This is a genomic window from Candidatus Woesearchaeota archaeon (genome assembly GCA_020854775.1).
Lineage (GTDB): Archaea > Nanobdellota > Nanobdellia > Woesearchaeales > 21-14-0-10-32-9 > 21-14-0-10-32-9.
In genome coordinates this window covers 1-20,686 of record JAHKLZ010000044.1, presented here as the reverse complement: position 1 = coordinate 20,686, position 20,686 = coordinate 1, and the positions used below count along the sequence as shown (strand labels likewise).

The window sequence follows — 20,686 nt, the reverse complement described above, 5'->3', positions numbered from 1 at the left end:
TCATATTTTCCATCTTAGAATTCCTGCTATTCCGCCTAATCCGTCTATTTTAGTTATTGGTTCTTTTTGTGTTATTATTATTACTTCTGAGTTTGTTCCTTCGGCTGTTCTTAGTAATTTGTCTATTTCTTTGTAATTTCCTTTATCTCTTGATTCTTTTAGGAATTTCTCTGATATTATTACTTGTGATGTTGCTCCTAGATTTATTTTTTCTGTTGCTTCTTTTATTCCGTAGAATGCTTTTTCTTCGCTTATTGCTTTCATTAATTCTTCTATGTGTTTTTCTTCTAGTGCGGATCTATCATCATCTAGTGTTTTTCCTAATTCGGGACTTTTTAATAATTCTTTTATGGATGTTTCTGAAACGTTTGATATTGTGCAAGTCATTGTTTTTTTTCTTGTTTCTTCTGGTAATTCTTTTAATACGTATTCTTTCCAAAACGCGGGGCTTCCTAATATTATTCTGTCTGTTTTTAATCTTTCTTTGTATTCGTGTATTGTTTTTGCTAGTTCTTTGAAAAAAGAGTCTGAGCCTGATGAATTTTCTATTTTTTTCTTGACGTCTCCTTTTATTTCTGTTAGTTTCTCGAATCCTTTTTGTGTTAGTATTCCTATTATTGCTTCTTCTCTGTCAAATATTGTTAGTAAGCTTTTTTTTCTTGGTATTGTTGATTCTTTTAATCTTTTTATTTGGTAATTTGACCATGTTTTTTTTGTTAGTGTTATTATATCATTTATTTCCAGATTGAAAGAATGATAGCTTCCTAGAGATACGTCATCTGGGCCTTCTTTTATAGGCCCTAGTATTCTTAGTGAATTATTTTCTGGTACGTATTCTGTTTTTTCTGTTTCTAATTTGAGATATACTTTTTTTCTGACTACTTTGAAGTTGTCTTCAGACCCTATTTTTATTTTTCTTTCAGTTTGTCCTTTAACTAAGTCTTCTGGTTCTATTAAGTGGCTTAAGTGCCATAAGTCTTCTTCATCTGTTATTCTTATGGTTGCTTCTCCTGTTTTGTAATCGTGTTTTATTATATCCATTATTTGTACAAATACGTTTTAGTAAATAAAACTTACTAAGGTTTTTTATTTATTTTAAGGAAAAACACCACTTATTATAAATTACAAAAAAACGACACTGTGTAGTAATCAACACAGAAGCACGATTAGTGAATAGTAAAAAAAAACAAAATTATATAAAGTAGTAGTGAATTATATGTTATAAAAAGAGGGGGGCTTGTCCCTAGGGGGTATGATGAAAATGATAGTAAAAGATGAATTTTTAAATAAACTAAGACGGTATTTTTCGCTTAATTTGTATGAAGTAAAGATTTGGACTGCTCTTCTTTCTCGTGGTGTTAGTACTGCTGGTGAGTTGTCTGATATTGCGAATGTTCCTAGAAGTAGGAGTTATGATGTTCTTGAAACTCTTGAAAAGAAGGGTTTCGTGGTTATGAAGATTGGTAAGCCTATTAAGTATATTGCTGTTCCTCCTAAAGAAGTTTTAGAGCGTGTTAAAAAAAATATTAAATCTGAAGCTGATCAGCACATTAAGTTATTAGATGAATCTAAGAATACTGATTTAGTTGATGAACTTAATTCTTTGCATACTCAAGGCGTGGAATTAGTGGAGCCTGCTGATTTATCTGCTTCTTTGAAAGGAAGACATAATTTGTATAATCATATCGATATGACTATTAGGAATGCTGAGAGTTCCGTTTCTATTATGACTACGTCTCAAGGTTTTCTTAGGAAAGTTGAGGGTCTTAAGCCTGTTTTTGAACAACTTAAGAAGCGAGGTGTTTCTATTAGGATTGCTACTAGTATGAATAAGGAAACTGAGAATGCTGCTCTGGAGCTTAAGGGCGTTGCCGAGGTTAGACATACTGATGCTAATGCTCGTTTCATCGTTGTTGATGGTCGTGAAATTATTTTTATGATTATGGATGATAAGGAGATTCATCCTACGTATGATTTAGGTATTTGGATTAATTCTCCTTTTTTCTCTGCGACTATTGATAATTTGTTCGAGATTGCTTGGAAGGGCATGAAGGAAATAAAAATTAAAAAATAATTTTTTTTTCTTTTTTATTTTTTTTTAATTATTGATGGTTTGATGGGTTATGAATTTTAGCGAAGTTATAGAGGGTCTTAGTGCTTCTGAGAAGAAGGTTTTGCGTTTTGTTAAGAAGAAATCTTCTTTGTTAGATATTGTTGAGAATACTGGTTTAAAGGAAATTGTTGTTATGCGTAGTTTGCAATGGTTGTCTAATAAGGATTTGGTTGTTTTGGAGAAGAAAGATGTTAATGTTTTAGTTCTTGGTAAAAATGGTTTGATTTATGTTTCTAAGGGTTTGCCTGAGCATTTATTTCTTAAGACTTTGGTTGATAAGGACGAGGTTAGTATTGGTGATTTAAGTAAGGTTATTTCTAGGGAAGAAATTAATGCTTGTACTGGGTTGTTAAAGAAGGATGGTTTTATTTCTATTGATAAAAAGGATGTTTTGTATTTTTCTATTACTAATATTGGTGTTAATAAGCTTAAATCTGGTTTTTTAGAAGAAGATTTGTTGAAGAAATTGCCTTTGAATGAGGATTCTTTGAGTAAGCAAGAAGTTGTTCTTGTTAATAATCTTTTAAAACGTAAAGATGTTATTGTTAAGGATAAGAAGAGTGAGTGGTTTGCTAGTGTAACTGAGGAAGGTAAAAAGGTTTGTGAGTCTGATAAGTTTGATCAAAATTTTGAGGAAAAAGTTACTTCTAGTGTCATTAAAAGTGGAAAGGATTATTCTTTTAAGAAATACGATGTTAGTGGTGATGTTCCTAGTGTTAGTGTTGGTAGGAAGCACTTCGTTAATGAGGCTAGATATTATATTAAGAGCATTTGGTTAGAACTTGGTTTTGAGGAAATGGATGGTGATCAGGTTCAGAACGCGTTTTGGAATTTGGATGCTTTGTTTGTTCCTCAGGATCATCCTGCTAGGGAGATGCAAGATACTTTTTATCTTGATGGTAAGCGTTCTGTGAGTAAGGTTTTTTTTGATAAGGTTAAAAGTGTTCATGTCAGTGGTGGTGATACTGGTAGTAAGGGTTGGGGTGGTTCTTTTTCTAAGGATGTTTCTGAAGATTTGGTTCTTAGGACTCATACTACTGTGTTGAGCGCAATTAAATTTTCTGAATTGAAGAAGGAGGATTTGCCTAAGAAGTTTTTTGTTATTGGTAAGAATTTTAGGAATGAGGCTTTGGATTGGAAACATTTATTTGAGTTTTATCAGGTTGAGGGTATTGTTGTTGATCCTGATGGTGATTTGCCTAAGCTTAAGGGTTATTTGAAAGAGTTTTTTAAGAAGATGGGTTTTTCTGATGTTAGGATTAGACCTGCTCATTTTCCTTATACTGAGCCTAGTGCTGAGGTTGATGCGTATAATCCTGTTAAGAAGCAGTGGGTTGAGATGGGTGGTGCTGGTATTATGAGACCTGAAGTTACTAAGACTTTGCTTGGTTTTGAGTGTCCTGTTCTTGCTTGGGGTCTTGGTATGGAGCGTATTATTTCTAAATATTATGATATTACTGATATTCGTGATATTTATAAAAATGATTTGGAGTATTTGAAAAAAATTAAGGTTTTTATTAAGTAAGAAGGTGAGATGATGAAGAAAGTTAAAGTTGAAAAAAGTATGGATTATGATAAGGTTAAGTACATTAATAGTGTTGTGAAGAAGTCTAAGCGTCCTTTGCAAATCGCGGTTCTTGGTTCTAGTGAGGTTATTTGTTCTGTTAGGGGTTATAATATGGCTTTTGAGGTTGGTCAGGAGATTGCTAAGCGTAAGGCTGTTACTTTAACTGGTGGTGGTTTGGGTGTTATGGAGGCTGCTCTTAAGGGTGCTAAGAAAGAAGGAGGGGTTACATTGGCTATTGTTCCTTGGGAGAGTATGAGTAAGGTTAATAATTATGCTGATATCGTTGTTGCTACTGGTATTGGTTGGAGTCGTAATAGTATTAATTTGAATAGTTGTGATGGTGCTATCATTGTTCAGGGTGGTGCAGGTACTCTTAATGAGGCTACTTATGGTTATATGATGAGTAAACCTATTGTTGCTCTTACGACTAGTGGGGGTATGGCTGAGGAGATTTCTGATAAGTATTTTGATGAGCGTAAGACTGAATTTGTTTATGGTGCTGTTACTCCTAAGGAAGCTGTTAAGAAGATTTTTGATTTGGTTAAAAAAGCTGAAGATAAAGGTAAGCATTTGTCTGAGCTTGATAAGGATTTGTTGTCTAGGGAGGAGAAGCAGGATTGGAAAATTATTATTAAGGATGCTAAGAAAACTTTAAAGAAAAAGTCTTCTGGTAGAGTTGTTAAGAAGAATGTTAAAAAATCTAAGAAGAGGGTGTTTGAGTAAATGCCTAGTGTTGTTTTTAGTAAGGATCGTGTATTAAATATTCTTGGTAGGAAAGTTGATGATGTTTCTTTGAGTAAGCACATTAGTTATCTTGGTACTGATTTGGAAGAAGTTAATAAGAAAGATATTGTTGTTGAGATTTTTCCTAATAGGCCTGATTTGTTATCTGAGGAGGGTTTTGCTAGGGCTTTGAAGACTTTTCTTGGTTTTTCTAAGGGTCTTAAGTCTTATGTTGTGAATAAAAGTGATTTTGAGGTTGTTGTGGATAAATCTGTTTCGGGTGTTAGGCCTTTTACTGCTTGTTTGGTTGCTAAGAATCTTAGTATTGATGAGTCTGTTCTTAATAATATTATTAATCTTCAAGAGAAGCTTCATGTTACTTTTGGTAGAAACAGGAAGAAGTGCGCGATTGGTGTTTATCCTTTTGAGAATATTGTTTTTCCTATTCATTATAAGGCTTTGAGTCCTGATAAAATTAGGTTTGTTCCTTTGGGTGAGACTAAGGAGATGAATGGTTTTGATTTGCTTAAGAGTACTAAGGCTGGTAAGGAGTATGCTCATTTATTAAGGGATGAAAAAGTTTTTCCTTTATTTACTGATTCTAATGATAGTGTTATGAGTGTTCCTCCTATTCTTAATTCTAGGAATACTGGTACTGTCGGTGTTGATACTAGGCATGTTTTTGTTGAGTGTTCTGGTCATGATTTTGGTGTTGTTAGTAAGGCTTTGAACATTATTGGTTGTGCTCTTGCTGATATGGGGGGGGATATTTTTGAGGTTAATATTAATTATAAAAAAGAGGGTGTTGTTAGGGTTACTCCTGATTTTAGTCCTGATGTTTTAAGGGTTGAGTTTGATTATCTTAGGAAATATCTTGGTTTGGATCTTAAAGATGATGTTCTTATTGGTTTGGTTGAAAAGATGGGTTTTGGTATTAAGAATAAGTCTGGTAAGTTTGTTGATGTTTTGGTTCCTTGTTATAGGGCTGATGTTATTCATCCTGTTGATGTCGTTGAAGATGTTTGTATTGCTTATGGTTTTGATAAAGTTGAAGGTGTTATGAGTGGTTCTTTTTCTGTTGGTAAAGAGATTTTTAAAGAAAAGGTTCAGGATAAAGTTAGAGATGTTCTTGTTGGTGATGGTTTAGTTGAAGTTGTTAGTTATTCTTTGGTTAAATTTGATGATCAAAAATTTTTAGGTTTTAATAATGTTTTAAGTATTAAGAATCCTACGTCTTCTGAGTTTGATTCTCTTCGTGAATTCTTAGTTCCTAGTGTTTTGAAGACTTTTAAAAGTAATAAGATGAATGAGTATCCTCAGAGATTATTTGAGGTTGGTAGGGTTTTTAGAAAAGTTAAGGGTGTTGTTGAGGAAAATAATGATTTGTGTGTTGCGATTTGTTCTGATAGTGCTAGTTATACTTGGGCTAAGCAACGTTTGGAGTTGTTGGGTTCTTTATTTGATTTGGATTTGAAATTTGAGGCTAAGTCTTTTAATTTTTTTATTAGTGGTAGGAGTGCTGAAGTAAAGGTTAAGCATAATGATAAGTGGTTATGTGTTGGTTTTATAGGTGAGGTTTCTCTTGATGTTCTTAGGTATTATGATTTGGAGCATGGTGTTTCTTTGTTTGAGTTAAATATTGATTTGGTTAGTAAAATTATTGAGGAAAGAATTGTTTAGTTTTTAGAATAGTGCTTCTAGTTCTTCGTCTGTTTCTTCTTTGATTTCTTCTTGTTGTGTTATCCAGTCTCCTAGTCCTGTTTGTTTTTCTTTTTCTTTTCCGAATACTCCTTCTATTCTTCTTTTTGTTAGTTCTAGTGTTTGTTTTATGTATGGACTAACTTGGTATTTTTCTCCTAGCATCATGCTTAGTTCTAAGTATTTTATTATGCTTCCTTGACTTATTGTGAATATTATTTTTCCTGCGCATTGTGTGCATTTCCCTGTTAGGGGGGGTCTTCTGTATTTTTCGTTGCAATTCACACATCTGAATTCTTGTGTTGAGAATTTTCTTAGGTTTCCTTTTGTGTCGCGTATGAAGTGTTTTTCTATTACTAGTCTGGCTACGTCTGATACGTCTACCGCTCTGATTTTTTCTGCTATGTCCATTTGTTGTTGTACTTTTTCTTGCATGCTAGGTAATAATTTGTATGCTGAGCATAATACTCCTGCGTTTAGGTTTGTTGTTTCGTGAGTAAACATGAATCCTTCGTATTGTTCGTTTGTTCCCATTACGTCTGATACTTTTTTTATTTTTACGTCGAATGGCATTTTTAGATTATTCGCTGCTTCGTATAATTCTAGAGGATACTTGTTTGTTATGTCCATGTTGAATACCATGTCATCTACTTCCGCGGGTAGTATTACTGATGTTAGTACTAGTGGCGCATCCATTGTGCTTCCTCTTGAGCTTGGTAAGTATAGTTTTGAGAAGTTTAGGAACGCGTCTAATAATAGTAGTATGCATGATTCGTCTCCGTCGCAGTCTCTTCTCATCGCTGCGTGTACGTATGGGTGTGCTAGAAATCCTTGTGTTTTTGAGAAACCTATTATTCTTGTTACTATTCCTGCTGATGTGTGTGGTGCTAATCCTATTGTTAGGTGTCCTATTAAGTCTTCTTTTTTTTCTAAGTTGTAAAATGATTCTTGTCCGTATAATTTTTGTAATGTTTCATCTACGAATTTTGTTGTTCTATACAGTATTTCATCTGCTGGTTCTTCTGGTGAATCTGGGCAACAAGGTAATAATATGTCTTGTACTTTTAGTTCTATTATTTGGTCTTCTTTTTGTATTGGTTCTCCATTTATGTCTAAATCATATCCTAATTCTTTTAATTTTTGTATGCTTGTTCCTATTTCTAATGGTTTGAAATGTGTTATTGGTAGTTCTGAACAATCGTATCTTACTGTGCCGTCTTTGTTTACTGATAAGTTATGTTTTGCTCTTAGTATTCCTTTTATTAAGTGTTCTGGTACGTGTTCTTTGTTTGCTAATCCTCTTACTCCTTTTATTAAATCAGGTATTATGTTTGTTCCTAGTTTCTTTTTTAGTTCTTCGAATATTGTTTTTATATCTATTTTTACTTTTCTGCTTGAGTATTTGTTTTCTTCTTCTTTTTCTATGTCTTGGGTTTTTTCTTCGCAAGTTTCACATATTTTTAGTGGTGTGTTTTTGTTACATTTTTGGCAGTGTCTCATTTCTACGTCCGCTATTATTGTTCCTGATTCTAGTGCTGATTGAAAACTTCTTAGTCTTCCTCCTTGATCTCCTACTGGGAATAATGCGTGTGGACTACCTGTTAGTTTTCTCATTTTTGCTTTTTCTGGTCTTCCCATTCTTGCTCCTATGAATGTTCCGCATTTATCTCTTAGTTGTATGTTTGTTTTTTTTGTTAAGAAATCTGTTATTGTTTTTGATTGTTCTAATTCTTTTTTTAGTTCTTCTTCTGGTTCTTTGTGTGTTAAAAAAATGTTTAGTAGTTCCGCGTCTTCATTTTGTATTACTACGAATTCGTTTTTTATGAATTGATGTGGTACGCCTATTATTTCTAGGTGTCTTTTTGCTTGGTTTTTTCTTAGAATTATTCTGTTTTCATCTCTTCTTGCTTTTTTAAACCAAGCTATTAGTTCTGTTAGTTCTTCTTTTTTTATTGATTCCCAATAATATAAGTATTCTGGGTGTAATGGTATGTTTGTTATTTTGGATATTGTTAATGCTTGTTTCAGTGTTGGTTTTTTCTTTAATGGGTTTTTGAATAATTGTTCAAATTCTTCTTTTTCTATGTTTAATTTTTTGATTAATTCTTCTACGTTATGATTTTTTATTTCTTTTTCTAGTTCTTGTATCCATATTTCTTCGCAATAACCTGCTGGTACTAATTTGTGTGCTCTGTCAAAGAAGTCTCCGTAATTTATTAATACATCTCCTAAGTATAATATTTCTTGTGTTTCTTTTTTATGTTGTTTTGCTTCGTTTTCTGTTCTTATTTTTATTACGTCACCATTAACTGTTTTTATTATTGGTCCTTCTATTGTGTCACAAGGTGTAAACGCTGCTGCTTTTCCTGGTCTTTCTACTTTTAGTTGTGTTCCTGTTGCTACGAAGTTGTTTGATAATATCATTGTTGCGGGGTGTATTGATTGTCCTGAGAATCCTGATATTCTTGAGCGTCCATATCTTAGTCTGAATCCTCCATTTCTAAGAGGGTGTCCTAGTACTGGTCTTCCTCCTACTAAGTCTGATATGTATGTGTAATCCGGTGTTAATCCTGTATTTGTTGTTGTTTTTTTTGTTGATTTTGATTTTGTTTTTGTTTGTATTTTTAAGAATTCTTCCATGAATTCCCAGTGTTCCATGTTCATTTCTTCTTTCCATTTTTTTATTTTTGCCCAAAGTTTTGGTCCTTTTAGTGGAATGCAAGAACTGTGTATTAAGCAATATCCACTTCTTAATTTGTTGGTTGGTATTCTTGGTAAATCTTTTAGTAAAGCGCTTGATATTTCATATTTTTCTGATGGGTCTCCTGATATTTCTACTGGTAAATTTTTTAGTAAGAATTCTGATTCTTCTTTTGATGGAAAATATTGTAAATTAGTTATGTATTCGTGATAATCTTCTAATTCTGCGTGGCATCTTTGAACTTCTTTTTCTGTTGGATCATAAACTGCGTATCCTAATTTTTTTCTTACGTAGTCCGCGATTATTACTGATACTGCTGCTGCTGTTCCTCCTGCTGCTCTTATTGGTCCTGCGTAATTTAAGCAAAAGTATTCTTTTCCGTCTTTTCTGTTTTTTATTTCTAATGATGTGAATCCTTCTAGTGGCGCAGATACTACTCCTAGTGTTACGTATGCAAATCCTGTTCTTATTCCTATTTCTATTGCTTCTTTTTTGTCTTTAAACGTGCAAAATTTTTCTTCACTTATTTCATGTGCTATTTTTAGTGCTACTCTCCAATCTAGTGGTTGGTATTGTTCTTCTAGTTCTATTATTCTTTTTATCGCGTCAGTATCTGCTATTTGTGGTGCTACTGCTGATATTAGTCCTATTACTCTTTCTGCTAGGTTTTCTGCTATTTTTATTTCTACGAATTCTTTTGGGTCGTAGCCTTTTTTTCTTGCTTGCGTAGCTATTTGAAATTGTTTTAATGATTCTTTTTTTAGTGAATCAAAGTATTTCTTGGTTTTTTCTGAGGCTATCATTTTAGTTTAATTTTTTTAGTTCTTCTACTTCTTTTGTTACTTCTTTTTCTTTTTCTTTTGATTTTTTTGATAAAAAATTTATTATTTTTACATCTCTTGTTTTCAAGTTCACTATTGGTATTCTTGCTGGTAGTGGTTCTAGTCCTCTTTTTATTTGGTCTTCTGTTGTTTCTGTCCAGCATGAAGCGTTTATTATTGTTATGTTTCTGTAGCTTGATATGTTTGATCTGTGAATGTGTCCTGTTATGAAGAAATCGGGAACTATATCTATTAGTAAAAAGTCTTCTTCTGCGTCTGGTAAGTATAGTGTTGATTTATGTGTTGGTGCTAGGTGTCTTTTTTGTAATAAGTGTTTCATTATTTGATCTGATTTTTTTTGTCCTCCTGCCGCTCTTATTTTTGGTATGTTATCTGCGTAATATATGAGTGATCCTCCATGGTATAATAATAAATCAAATCCTGGAAATGTTTCTGTTTTTCCTATGTTTACGTATGCTGGATTTGATACTAGTGTTATGTTTGGTAAGTCCCATAATGGTTTTGCCATGTCTTTAAATGGTGCTTCTTGTGGTTCTGATAATCTTCCTGCGTCGTGATTTCCTGATTGTGTTATTATTTGTATGTGTTCTGGTATTTTTTTTAACCAACGTGCTGCTTCTTCGTATTGTTCTACTATGTTTAGTATATCTAAATCTTTTTCTTGATTAGGGTATATTCCTACTCCTTCTACTATGTCTCCTGTTAGTATTGCGTATTTTACTTTTGATGCTATTTTTTTTTGTTCTTCGTTTCCTAGTTCTTGATTTATCCATTTTATGAATCTTTCAAAATCTTCTTTCATGAAGTGGTTTGATCCGAAATGTGTGTCGCCTATCATTATTGCGTATTCTTCTTCTTTTTGTTTTTTTAATTCTTTATTGAGTGGTATATCTGGAAATATTATTTTATCTACGAATATTGCTTTGTTTAGGTATGTTCCTGTTATTCCTATTACTTCGTCTAGAACTATGTTTTCTGCTGTTTCATATATTTCTTTTTCATCATCTGTTTTTCTTATTATTGCGTTGCAGGTTCCTGTTGTGTCTTCTAGTGTTAATATTATGTTGTTGTTTTTTGTTAGTTGTTTATCTAGAATCATTCCTATTATTGCTGTTTTATCATTTTGGTTTTTTGTGTTTAATCTTGATATTGATGTTGTGCTATCTAGTTCTTTTCTGTTTTTTAGTAATTCTGATAATTTTTTGAATCTGTTGTTGAATACTGATACGAAGTCTTGGAATGTTCTTTTTTTTGGTTCTTTATCATATGATTTTATTATGTTTACTTTTGTATTGTTTTTATTTTTGTTTTCTTCTATGTATTTTTGTATTGTTTCTTCATCTAAGAATTCTGGTTTTTTTGTTTCTATTATTTTTTTTATGAATTCTTCATCATAATTTTTATCTAATATGTCTGGGCTTACTAGTATTTGTTTTTCGTTTAGAAAATTTATTGTTGATTCTTTCATTTTTTATCATGTTTTTTATAAAAAAATTGGTTAATTTGTTTTTATGTCTAATTCTTCTTCTAATATTAATAATACTTTTTTCTCTATTGTTTTTGGTAGTGATAGTGTTATTTCTCTTGTTCTTCCGAAGCGTCCTTTACTTATTACTTTGCTATTTATTATTCCTAGCATATCTAATTCTGCTAGTATGTCTGATACTCTTCTTTGTGTTAGTGGTCTTAGTCCTATTTTGTTGCATAATTCTTTGTATAATTCGTATACGTCTCCTGTTAGGATTTCTGATTTTTTGTCTGTTCCTAGTGATAGTATTGAGTATAGTGTTGCTTGGAATTGTTTTGGGTGTTTTTTTACCATGTCTGTTATTCTATCTCTTTCTATTTTATCTTCTGCTGCGTCTATATCTTCTATTTTTACTATGGTTTTGTCTTTTCTTTCTGCTAGTTCTCCTGCTACTCTTAGTAGTTCTAGTGCTCTTCTTGCATCTCCGTGTTCTCTAGCCGCGTATGCTGCGCATTTTTGTATTACTCCTTCTTCTATTGTTCCTTCTTTGAATGCTATTTCTGTTCTTCTTCTTAGTATGTCTTGTATTTGTAATGCGTTGTATGGTGGGAATACTATTTCTTCTTCTGATAGTGATGATTTTACTCTTGGGTCTAAGTTGTTTGCGAACATTAAGTCGTTGCTTATTCCTATTATGCTTAGTTGTGATTTTTTTAGTTCTGAGTTTATTCTTGTTAAATTGTATATTATTTCGTCGCCTGCTTTGTTTACTAGTTGGTCTATTTCATCCATTATTATTATTATTATTTTTTCTTCGCTGTCTAGTGCTTGAAAGAATATGTTGTATACTTCGTCTGTTGGTAGTCCTGTTGTTGGTACTGCTTTTCCGAAGAATCTTGATAGTTCCGCTATCATTCTGTATTCTGTGTCTGCTATTTTTTTTAATTTGCAGTTTAAATAAAATATTTGTAGTGGTAGTCCTTTTTCTTTTGATATATTCTCCATTTGTTCTGCTACGTATTTTGCTACTAGTGTTTTTCCTGTTCCTGTTTTTCCGTAAATGAATAAGTTTGATGGTTTTTCTCCTTTTAGTGCTGGTGCTAGTATATTTGCTATTATGTTGATTTGTTCGTCTCTGTGTGTTATTTCTCCTGGTATATATGTTGATTGTAATACTTTTTTGTTTTGAAATAAGTTTTCTTTTTTTAGGAATTTTTCGAAGAAATTGTTTAAATTGTTTTGTACCATTAATTCCAGAAGAAATGGAGGTTTTATAAATATTTTTCTTTTGGAAAGTATTTGTTGTAAAATATTGTTTTAGAAGAGTTTTATTGATTTGATATGTTTATTTTATTATGTATTGGAAAGGTTGTAGCCCTCCCCTTCATTTCCTATGGAATTTATTTATTAAAAAAATGATTTTTGTTTTATTTTTATTTGATTTTTATTAATAATTTTTTGTTGATTCTGAAGATTTTTTGAATTTTATGTTGAACTTTTTTATAAATAATGTTGTAAATGTATTGTAAAAATTATTTAATATAATTAATTATGTGTTATTCATTAAATTTTGTTTTTTATCGTCTAAAATTATTTTTTTATTTGAATAAGAATTGGTTTTGATTTTTTGATTTCAATTTTTTAATTTTTAATTTTTAATTTTTTGATTTTTAGAAAATGTTTAATTAATAATTAATAATTTGTATTTAATATATATAATAATAAAAATAATTTAATTATATATAATATAATAATAAATTAATAACAACATAATTAATTTCAATATAGAAAATAATTGTTTTGTTTTTTTATCTATTTTTTTTTTATAATATAAAATATAAATAACATTTAATATAATAATAAATATAATATAAATAATAATAATAAATATAATATCAAAAAATTATTAATTAATACAAAATCAAAATTAAAAAAAATATAATATAAAAAAATATAATATAAAAAAATATCATTTAAACATAAATATTTAAAAATAATAATTTAAATACAACATTTTAATATATTATATCATTAATATTTATTATAAAAAATATTCAAAAACAAATTTAATTTTAATATTAAAATAAAATATTCATCATCAAAACATAAAAACTTTTTTTCTTAATTTTTTTTCTATGAGAAATCAACGGGTCAGTCCTTCTGCTTTTTTTTTAATAAATATTTATTAAATTAAAATTTTCAAAAAAATTATTTCAAACATAATCAAAAAATTTATTTGATTAAAAATCATATTTTAGAATAAAAACTATGACGAGCTCCACAAGCTTGACACTTTATGTAATATATATCTCCTTCTTTTACCATTTTAGTATCAGGACCATTACATTCTTTACAGAAAACAAATTCATCAACATAACTACTTATTTTCTCATTTATTTTAGTAGCTGGTATTTTAGATCCGAAAACAACTGTTTGATTTTTTAAATTTCCTGGTGTTGCTAATTCTTTTAAAACATATTTTAGTAAGTGTTGGGGTTTTCTTCCTATCGTGTCTGCTATTTGAAAAAAATTACTTATTACTGTTTTATTTCCTTCTATTCTTCCTTTTACTTTTGGAACTTCGAATCTAGATGTGGTATTAACTTTTTCAGGAAGAACTTCTCTTGCTTTCCCCAACATATCTTCATAATTCATAAAGAAAAGAATTGATTAATTGTTTATAAATCCTTTGCCTTTTCTTTTAATATTTGAGCTTTATCTGTTTTTTCCCAAGAAAAATCTCGGCCAAAATGTCCATAAACAGATGTTTTTGAATATATTGGTTTTTTCAAATCCAGCGTTTTTATTATTCCTTGAGGGGTTAAATCAAAAACATTTCTTACTAATTTATCAAATTGTTTTTCACTTAATTTTCCTGTATTAAATGTATCTACTAAAATACTTGTTGGTTCTTTTACACCAATCGCGTAGCTTATTTGTACTTCGCATTTTTCACACAGTTCAGAAGCTACTAAGTTTTTCGCTATGTATCTAGCCATGTACGCGGCGCTCCTATCTACTTTGCTAGGATCTTTTCCTGAGAATGCTCCTCCTCCGTGTCGCCCCATTCCACCATATGTGTCTACTATTATTTTTCTTCCTGTTAATCCAGCATCTCCTACTGGTCCGCCTATGACGAATTTCCCTGTTGGATTAATAAAAATTTTTGTTTCATCATCAATTAGTTTTCCACATATAGGTATTATGACTTTTTGTTTTATAAATTCTTCAAGGTTCTCTACGTCTTCGTCGTGTTGTGTGCTAACCACGACTGCATCTATTCTTGTTGGTTCTCCATCATCATATTCTATTGTTACTTGGCTTTTAGAATCAGGTCTTATGAAACTATTTTTATCTTCTTTTCTTACTTCTGCTAATTTTTTAACTAATTTATGTGCTAGCATTATAGGTAAAGGCATTAATTCAGGTGTTTCTTTGCATGCGTATCCAAACATCATTCCTTGGTCACCTGCTCCTCCTGGATTTACTCCTTGTGCTATGTCTGGGCTTTGTTTTGATATACTTATTATAACTCCGCAAGTTTTAGGATCAAATCCTGATTTTGAGTCGTAACCTATTCTTGTTATTGTTTTTCTTACAACTTTTTCAATATCTACATGTATTGTGCTTGTTACTTCTCCCGTAACTAATACGAAACCTGTTTTTACTAAGCACTCAACAGCAACTCTTGATTCAGGATCTTTTTCTAAGTAAGCATCTAATATCGCGTCACTTATTTGGTCACACATTTTATCTGGGTGACCTTCACTAATACTTTCTGATGTGAAGAATTTTTTTATTTTTTCCATTCATTTGAGCGAATTCGCTTTTTTTATAAAATTTACTGTGTTTTAACTTGTTCAAGAATTATTCTTTTTTTGAAACTTCCTCTTTTTTTTAGTTTTTCTTTTCTTACTTTTTCTATTTCTTTTTCTTGTATTTTGTAAAATTTGTTTATTGCTTTTAAGACTTCTTTAATATCTGCTAGTTCTTCAACACAAGGTTTTTTTATGAATTCTTCTACTTCTTCTCTTAGTTTTTCTTTTAATTTTTTTTCATACTCTTCTTTTTTTGCTATTCTAATTATAGGTGTTTCTCCGTTTTTCTTTATTATTTCATGTATTTTATCTCTTGCTAATTTTTCTTATTTCATTTCTTTTCTTTTTTTGTTTCTTTGTTTATGTTGTTTCTGTTTTTTCGAATTAAAAAAACAAATTTTATAAAGAAAAGAATTAATCTTTGTGTTAATGACAGCACACACTTGGTATAATTCGTGTATTATTAGTTTAGTTAGAGTGCTGTTTATTAAGAAACACAATAAACTCTATTTGCTTTAAATCCACTTTTTTTTCTTGGGGTTTCTGAAAGCAAATAAAGAGTTATTAAGAAATTCTATGAATTAATTTTTGGATTAAGGCACTTAGGGTTATTAAACCAGAGGTGGTAAAAATGCAAGAATGTGTTTTGTGTGAAGAATACATAACGAATCCATTATGTCCTGAGTGCATAGGTGCGCAGATTAAGACTTGGTTGCTTGAAGCTAAGCCTGAGTTGATTGACTTGTTAGACTTAGAGACTTCTAAGCTGTCTCAGCATTTGTTTAATAAGAATTTTTGCATCTCTTGTAAGAAGGATATGGATGTGTGTTCTTATTGTTATACTGAGCATGTTCTTGAGTGGTTGGAAGATAAGTTGTCCAAGGAGTTATTATCTGACTTCGTAAAGTTTTTTCATTATGACTTTCATAGAAAAGGTTATTTTGAGAAAGCTAGAGTTAAAGGTTTAATTTAATTTTTTTATTTTTTTATTTTTTTTCTTCTTTTTTTCACATTTTCCATAGGAAATGAAGGGGTGTTTTGTGTATACTGGTTTACTCTCAGCTTTGTTTTTTCCGTCTTTAAAGGTTTAAATTAATATTTTCCATAGGAAATGAAGGGGGTTTATGTTTTGTGTTGTGTTCTTTTCAAAAAGCATGTGGAAACATAAAAGCATTTATAAAGGAGCTATCATTTCCTTTTTAAATAAGTAAGTTATTTTTTTATTTTTTTTAGTCAAAACCACTTTTTTTTTTAAGAGGTTTTAGGGGGTTGGAAAAAATGGCTTCAAAAAAAGCTACAAATAAGAAAGAGGGTTTTGATCCTCATGAAAACATAACAGTTGTTAACATCGTTGTTTCTTCAAGTTTGGAACATGACATTCCTTTGGAGAAAATGGCTGCTACTCTTCCTAACACAGAGTATAATCCTGAGCAGTTTCCTGGTTTGGTTATCAGGATTAGGGAGCCTAAGACTTCTGCTTTGATTTTTAGTTCTGGGAACATTGTTTGTACTGGTGCTAAGAGTCTTGATAAAGTAGAAGAGAGCATTAAGAAAATTATTGAGAGCTTAGAAAAAATAGGTATTAAAATTAAGATAAAGCCTAAAATTAGTGTTCAGAACATTGTTGCTAGTGGTAGTATAGGTATGGATTTGAATCTTAATACTTTAGCTATGAAGCTTGATAACACTGAGTATGAGCCTGAGCAGTTTCCTGGTTTGGTTTACAAATTAATGGAGGCTAAGGCGACTTTCCTTTTGTTTAGTAATGGTAAAATTGTTTGTACAGGCACTAAATCTGAGGAAATGGTTCATGCAGCTGTTGATATGTTGTTAGAAAAATTAAACAAAGTAATGAAAAAATAATCCTTTTTTTCGTAAATTTAAAGGTTTTATTTTAGTAATACTTTTATTCTTTTTTTCTTTTTTTTTTTATAAAATTCAGGAGTTAAAATGGATGCGCAAGAACAAATAACTAAATTTCAAGAATTCTTAGAGGAGCATTATCATGAAGATATGGTTAGAGCTGTTGCTAAGGGTGCTGAGTCTTTAGTTGTTAATTTTTCTGATCTTGCTAGGTTTGATATTTATTTGGCTGAGGAATTATTAGAGCGTCCTGAGGATTCTTTGAAAGCGATTGAGTACGCTGTTTCTCGTTTTGATTTGGGTGATGGTGTCACGTTACGTTTAAGGTTTAGGGAGTTGCCTGAATCTTCTCAATTATTAATTAGTGAAATAAGAAGTAAGAATATTGACAAGTTGTATCAGTTTAGAGGTATCGTTCGTCAGAAAACTGATGTTAGGCCTCAAGTTACTAGTGCGAAGTTTGAGTGTCCTAGTTGTGGTAATGTTATTTCTATTTTGCAAGTGGATACTAAGTTTAAGGAGCCTACGTCTTGTAGTTGTGGTCGTAAGGGTAAGTTTCACATGGTTAGTAAGGATTTGGTTGATGCTCAAAAAATTGTTCTTGAAGAAGCTTCTGAGGATCTTGATGGTGGTGAGCAACCTAAGCGTATGAATATTTTTTTGAAGCAAGATTTGGTTAGTCCTTTATCTGATAAGAAGACTAATCCTGGTAGTAAAATAGTTGTTGTGGGTATGTTAAAAGAGATTCCTATTGTTTTAGCTACTGGTGGTAAATCTACTAGGTTTGATTTAATTATTGAGGCTAATCATGTTGAGCCTGTTCAAGAAGAATTTTCTTCTTTGGAGCTTAATCCTGAGCAAAGAGAAGAAATTTTGGAGTTGTCTAAGGATCCTAAGATTTATGAAAAAATTGTTCAGAGTATTGCTCCGACTATTTATGGTCATGATCGTATTAAGGAAGCGTTGGTTCTTCAATTGTTTGGTGGTTGTAGGAAGAGTCAGGATGATGGTGTTAAAAGAAGAGGAGATATTCATATTTTGTTAGTTGGTGATCCGGGTAGTGGTAAGTCTCAGCTTCTAAAGAGATTGTCTATTGTTGCTCCTAAATCTCGTTTCGTATCTGGTAAAGGTGCTTCCGGTGCGGGTTTGACTGCTTCAGTTGTTCGTGACGAATTCTTAAGGGGTTGGGCTCTGGAGGCGGGAGCGTTGGTTCTGGCTAATAAGGGGTTGGTTTGTATTGATGAGTTAGATAAGATGACTAAGGAAGATACTAGTGCGATGCATGAGGCTTTAGAGCAGCAAACTGTTACTATTAGTAAGGCTAATATTCAAGCTACTTTGCGTTCTGAAACAACTGTTTTGGCTGCTGCTAATCCTAAGCTTGGAAGGTTTGATCCTTATGAGATTTTAGCTAAGCAGATTGATTTGCCTTCTACTCTTATTAATAGGTTTGATTTGATTTTTCCTGTGAAGGATTTGCCTGATGAAACTAAGGATGAGAAGCTTGCTCATTTTATTCTTAATCTTCATAAAGGTGAGCGTGGTGAAGAAGAAGTTCAATTAATTGATACTGATACTATTAAGAGGTATGTTGCGTATGCTAAGCAATTTGTTAATCCTAAGCTTACTGATCCTGCTCTTAATGAGATTAAGCGTTATTTTGTTAAGATGCGTAATTCTGGTTCTCAAGAGGGTAAAGTTCAAAGTATTCCTATTAGTGCGCGTCAACTAGAGGGCTTGGTTAGGTTGGCTGAGGCTTCTGCGCGTGTTCGTTTGTCTAAAACAGTTACTAAGAAGGACGCAGGTGTTGCTATTGATTTATTGCATCATTGTTTGCAACTTATTGGGACTGATAAATCAGGCAAGTTTGATATTGATCGTATAGCTACTGGTATTAGTGCGTCTCAGAGAAACGCGTTAGTTGTTGTGAAGCAAATAATTGCTAATTTGGAGCAAGTTCTTGATAAGAAAGAGGTTCCTGTTGAGGATGTTATGCGTGAAGCTGAGATTCAGGAGATTCCTCAGGAAAAAACAGCTGAGATTATTGATAAGCTTAAAAGAGGAGGGGATCTTTATTCACCTAAGCACGGTTTTATTAGTAGGATATAATTGTGTTTAAACGCTTAATGTTTAAGAATTTAAAAGGATTAAAAGGTTTAAAATGAAAGATTCAAAAAACAAAAAAGATTCTAAGTCTCATTTATCTAAGTTAAAAAAGACTAGGAAAGAGTTTAGAAAAGAATTTAATAAACAACTTCTTACTGCTATTTCTGCGGCTTTTGCGTTTCTTATCGCGTTGAGTTGGAGGGAGCCTATAAGTGAAGCTCTTAATTTGCTATTAGAACCTTTAGGAGAAAGAAAAACTATTTTGATTAAATTTTTAGGCGCGGTTATTATAACTTTGATTGCTGCGCTTGTTCTTTATTTTTTGTCTAAGAAATTAAAAAAAGAAGAAGATACTAAAAAATAACAAAAATTAAAAAAAATAAGAATTTTTATTTGTTTTCAATCATCCAGTCAATACTCATGATTGTTCCTGGTGTTAAATCAACACCTTCTAAGTCATCCAGAGTAACTGTTGATATATTAACATCATTTTCTATGTCTAATAATTCATTCATTTCTTTGTTGAATTCATTATTCTTTTTAAGTTTGAAAACTCCTTCTTTGTTTCCTTCACTTATAGGGTTTCCATCTTTGTCTTTTTCAACCCATTTATCAAAGACTTGTTTTTTTATTTTTTCTATGTCTTCTAAGATTTTTGATAATTCCCTGATGTTCTTAGCTATTACGTAAGAAGTTTTCACTGGTAGTTTAACATCTGATAAATTATTTAGTGCTGGTATTGCTTCAATAACAACTCTGTTTTTTAATTTCATATCGTTATCCCCCCTAATTAATTATTTTTATTAGTAAGGAATGTTTTTTTCTTTTTAAAGTATTACTTTTTTTTCATGACCTACGCGTATAGATGGATCAACCCATATTTTGTAGCCTTTTTTTCTTATAGTCATACAAAAAGAAACATCTTCCATTGAATAATCAACGAAGTCACCAATCACAAATTTTTCTTGTCTGAACCAAGGATAAGTTAATGATTCGAAGACGCCTTTTTTTATTAATATAAAACCGAACCCTGTGTAAGCCACATCTAATAATTCTCCTTCTTTCAAGTCTTTACAATCTTCAGGTTTTAAAAAAGTGAAGTAACCATTTTTCTTGAAGAATTCTTCATCCCATTCCTTAACCGTTGCGTATTCAATCCCGTTAGACATCATGTAAACACCGGAAACAATATCTTTGTCATGTTCTAATAACTTATCAAATTGTTGAGGTGTAAAAACAGAGTCAGAATCAATCCACATCAAATAATCATAATCAAGCTCCTCGTTAAAAGGCTTCTGATTCTCCCCTCTAAGAACGTTACCTCCTAAACACATGTTTCTAACATAGTAAATATTACAAGATTCTTGCCGACTAACATAAAATCTTATTCCTTTATTTACACAATGCAATAATAATTCACTCCACCTATCTAAGAATTGTCCAGAAAAATTATTCCCTGGCAAACAAAAAACAACGGTTAAAGGCTTATCAGATTTCTCCTCTGTTTTCTTTTTCATATTTAATCACCCAAATATTAATTAACAATAATTAAACGTACTTAAATCTTTTTCTCTAATAAGTCTAAACGCTTCTTCACAGTTTCAAAATCATTACTTAATTCTTTTATAGCTTCAATTATAGGTGCTACGAGGTTTCCGTATTGTATTGATTTGTGGCTGTTTTTTGGGGTGTTTACTATTTCAGGAAATACTTTTTCTACGTCTTGTGCTATTAGTCCTATTGATTCTTCGTTGTTTTGTTTCCATTTGAATTTTATTCCTTCAATT

General features: G+C 31.2%; 17 protein-coding genes. 8 read left to right on the top strand and 9 right to left on the bottom strand.

Translation table 11 applies throughout. The features are described 5' to 3' along the window. Window positions 1–1,041 (bottom strand): mRNA surveillance protein pelota, encoded by a 1,041-nt coding sequence (locus KO361_05475; GenBank protein ID MCC7575017.1) that lies wholly within the window; start codon window positions 1,039–1,041, stop codon window positions 1–3. 220 nt (window positions 1,042–1,261) lie between these two features. On the opposite strand from KO361_05475, the gene KO361_05470 reads away from it, so the two are divergent. Genes KO361_05470 through pheT form a run of 4 tightly spaced genes read left to right on the top strand, consistent with a single transcriptional unit; the run spans window position 1,262 to window position 6,083 of the window. After that, on the top strand, window positions 1,262–2,074 hold the full coding sequence (locus KO361_05470) for a hypothetical protein (GenBank protein MCC7575016.1): 813 nt from the start codon (window positions 1,262–1,264) through the stop codon (window positions 2,072–2,074). Between the two features lie 49 nt (window positions 2,075–2,123). Next, a complete protein-coding gene (locus KO361_05465; GenBank protein ID MCC7575015.1) occupies window positions 2,124–3,638 on the top strand; it encodes a phenylalanine--tRNA ligase subunit alpha in 1,515 nt (504 codons plus the stop codon). A 12-nt stretch (window positions 3,639–3,650) separates the two neighbouring features. Next, a complete protein-coding gene (locus KO361_05460) occupies window positions 3,651–4,403 on the top strand; it encodes a TIGR00725 family protein (protein MCC7575014.1) in 753 nt (250 codons plus the stop codon). After that, window positions 4,404–6,083 (top strand): phenylalanine--tRNA ligase subunit beta, encoded by a 1,680-nt coding sequence (gene pheT, locus KO361_05455; GenBank protein MCC7575013.1) that lies wholly within the window; start codon window positions 4,404–4,406, stop codon window positions 6,081–6,083. 3 nt (window positions 6,084–6,086) lie between these two features. On the opposite strand, the gene KO361_05450 is transcribed toward pheT, so the two are convergent. The 5 genes from KO361_05450 to metK all read right to left on the bottom strand — a co-directional run bounded on the left by KO361_05450 (window position 6,087) and on the right by metK (window position 14,921). After that, on the bottom strand, window positions 6,087–9,605 hold the full coding sequence (locus tag KO361_05450; GenBank protein MCC7575012.1) for a DNA polymerase II large subunit: 3,519 nt from the start codon (window positions 9,603–9,605) through the stop codon (window positions 6,087–6,089). Window position 9,606: 1 nt separating this feature from the next. Next, window positions 9,607–11,112, bottom strand: a complete 1,506-nt coding sequence (locus KO361_05445; protein ID MCC7575011.1) for a metallophosphoesterase — start codon at window positions 11,110–11,112, stop codon at window positions 9,607–9,609. A gap of 30 nt (window positions 11,113–11,142) precedes the next feature. Next, window positions 11,143–12,360, bottom strand: a complete 1,218-nt coding sequence (locus KO361_05440; GenBank protein ID MCC7575010.1) for an ORC1-type DNA replication protein — start codon at window positions 12,358–12,360, stop codon at window positions 11,143–11,145. A 999-nt stretch (window positions 12,361–13,359) separates the two neighbouring features. Further along, the gene (locus tag KO361_05435) at window positions 13,360–13,767 is read right to left on the bottom strand and encodes a translation initiation factor IF-2 subunit beta (protein ID MCC7575009.1); all 408 of its coding nucleotides are present in this window, start codon (window positions 13,765–13,767) and stop codon (window positions 13,360–13,362) included. Between the two features lie 23 nt (window positions 13,768–13,790). Beyond that, window positions 13,791–14,921 (bottom strand): methionine adenosyltransferase, encoded by a 1,131-nt coding sequence (gene metK, locus KO361_05430; GenBank protein ID MCC7575008.1) that lies wholly within the window; start codon window positions 14,919–14,921, stop codon window positions 13,791–13,793. 640 nt (window positions 14,922–15,561) lie between these two features. On the opposite strand from metK, the gene KO361_05425 reads away from it, so the two are divergent. The 4 genes from KO361_05425 to KO361_05410 all read left to right on the top strand — a co-directional run bounded on the left by KO361_05425 (window position 15,562) and on the right by KO361_05410 (window position 19,263). Further along, window positions 15,562–15,903, top strand: a complete 342-nt coding sequence (locus tag KO361_05425) for a hypothetical protein (GenBank protein MCC7575007.1) — start codon at window positions 15,562–15,564, stop codon at window positions 15,901–15,903. Window positions 15,904–16,208: 305 nt separating this feature from the next. After that, a complete protein-coding gene (locus KO361_05420; protein MCC7575006.1) occupies window positions 16,209–16,793 on the top strand; it encodes a TATA-box-binding protein in 585 nt (194 codons plus the stop codon). Window positions 16,794–16,880: 87 nt separating this feature from the next. Beyond that, window positions 16,881–18,902, top strand: a complete 2,022-nt coding sequence (locus KO361_05415; protein MCC7575005.1) for a minichromosome maintenance protein MCM — start codon at window positions 16,881–16,883, stop codon at window positions 18,900–18,902. Between the two features lie 52 nt (window positions 18,903–18,954). Then, on the top strand, window positions 18,955–19,263 hold the full coding sequence (locus KO361_05410) for a hypothetical protein (protein ID MCC7575004.1): 309 nt from the start codon (window positions 18,955–18,957) through the stop codon (window positions 19,261–19,263). Window positions 19,264–19,288: 25 nt separating this feature from the next. Here the strand turns inward: KO361_05410 and KO361_05405 are convergent, their stop codons facing one another. From KO361_05405 to KO361_05395, 3 genes are all read right to left on the bottom strand, one after another. Continuing rightward, window positions 19,289–19,672 (bottom strand): hypothetical protein, encoded by a 384-nt coding sequence (locus tag KO361_05405; protein MCC7575003.1) that lies wholly within the window; start codon window positions 19,670–19,672, stop codon window positions 19,289–19,291. Between the two features lie 54 nt (window positions 19,673–19,726). Continuing rightward, window positions 19,727–20,416, bottom strand: a complete 690-nt coding sequence (locus tag KO361_05400) for a hypothetical protein (GenBank protein MCC7575002.1) — start codon at window positions 20,414–20,416, stop codon at window positions 19,727–19,729. A 41-nt stretch (window positions 20,417–20,457) separates the two neighbouring features. Further along, a partial coding sequence (locus KO361_05395) for a tail fiber domain-containing protein (GenBank protein ID MCC7575001.1) occupies window positions 20,458–20,686 on the bottom strand: 229 nt, incomplete at its 5' end.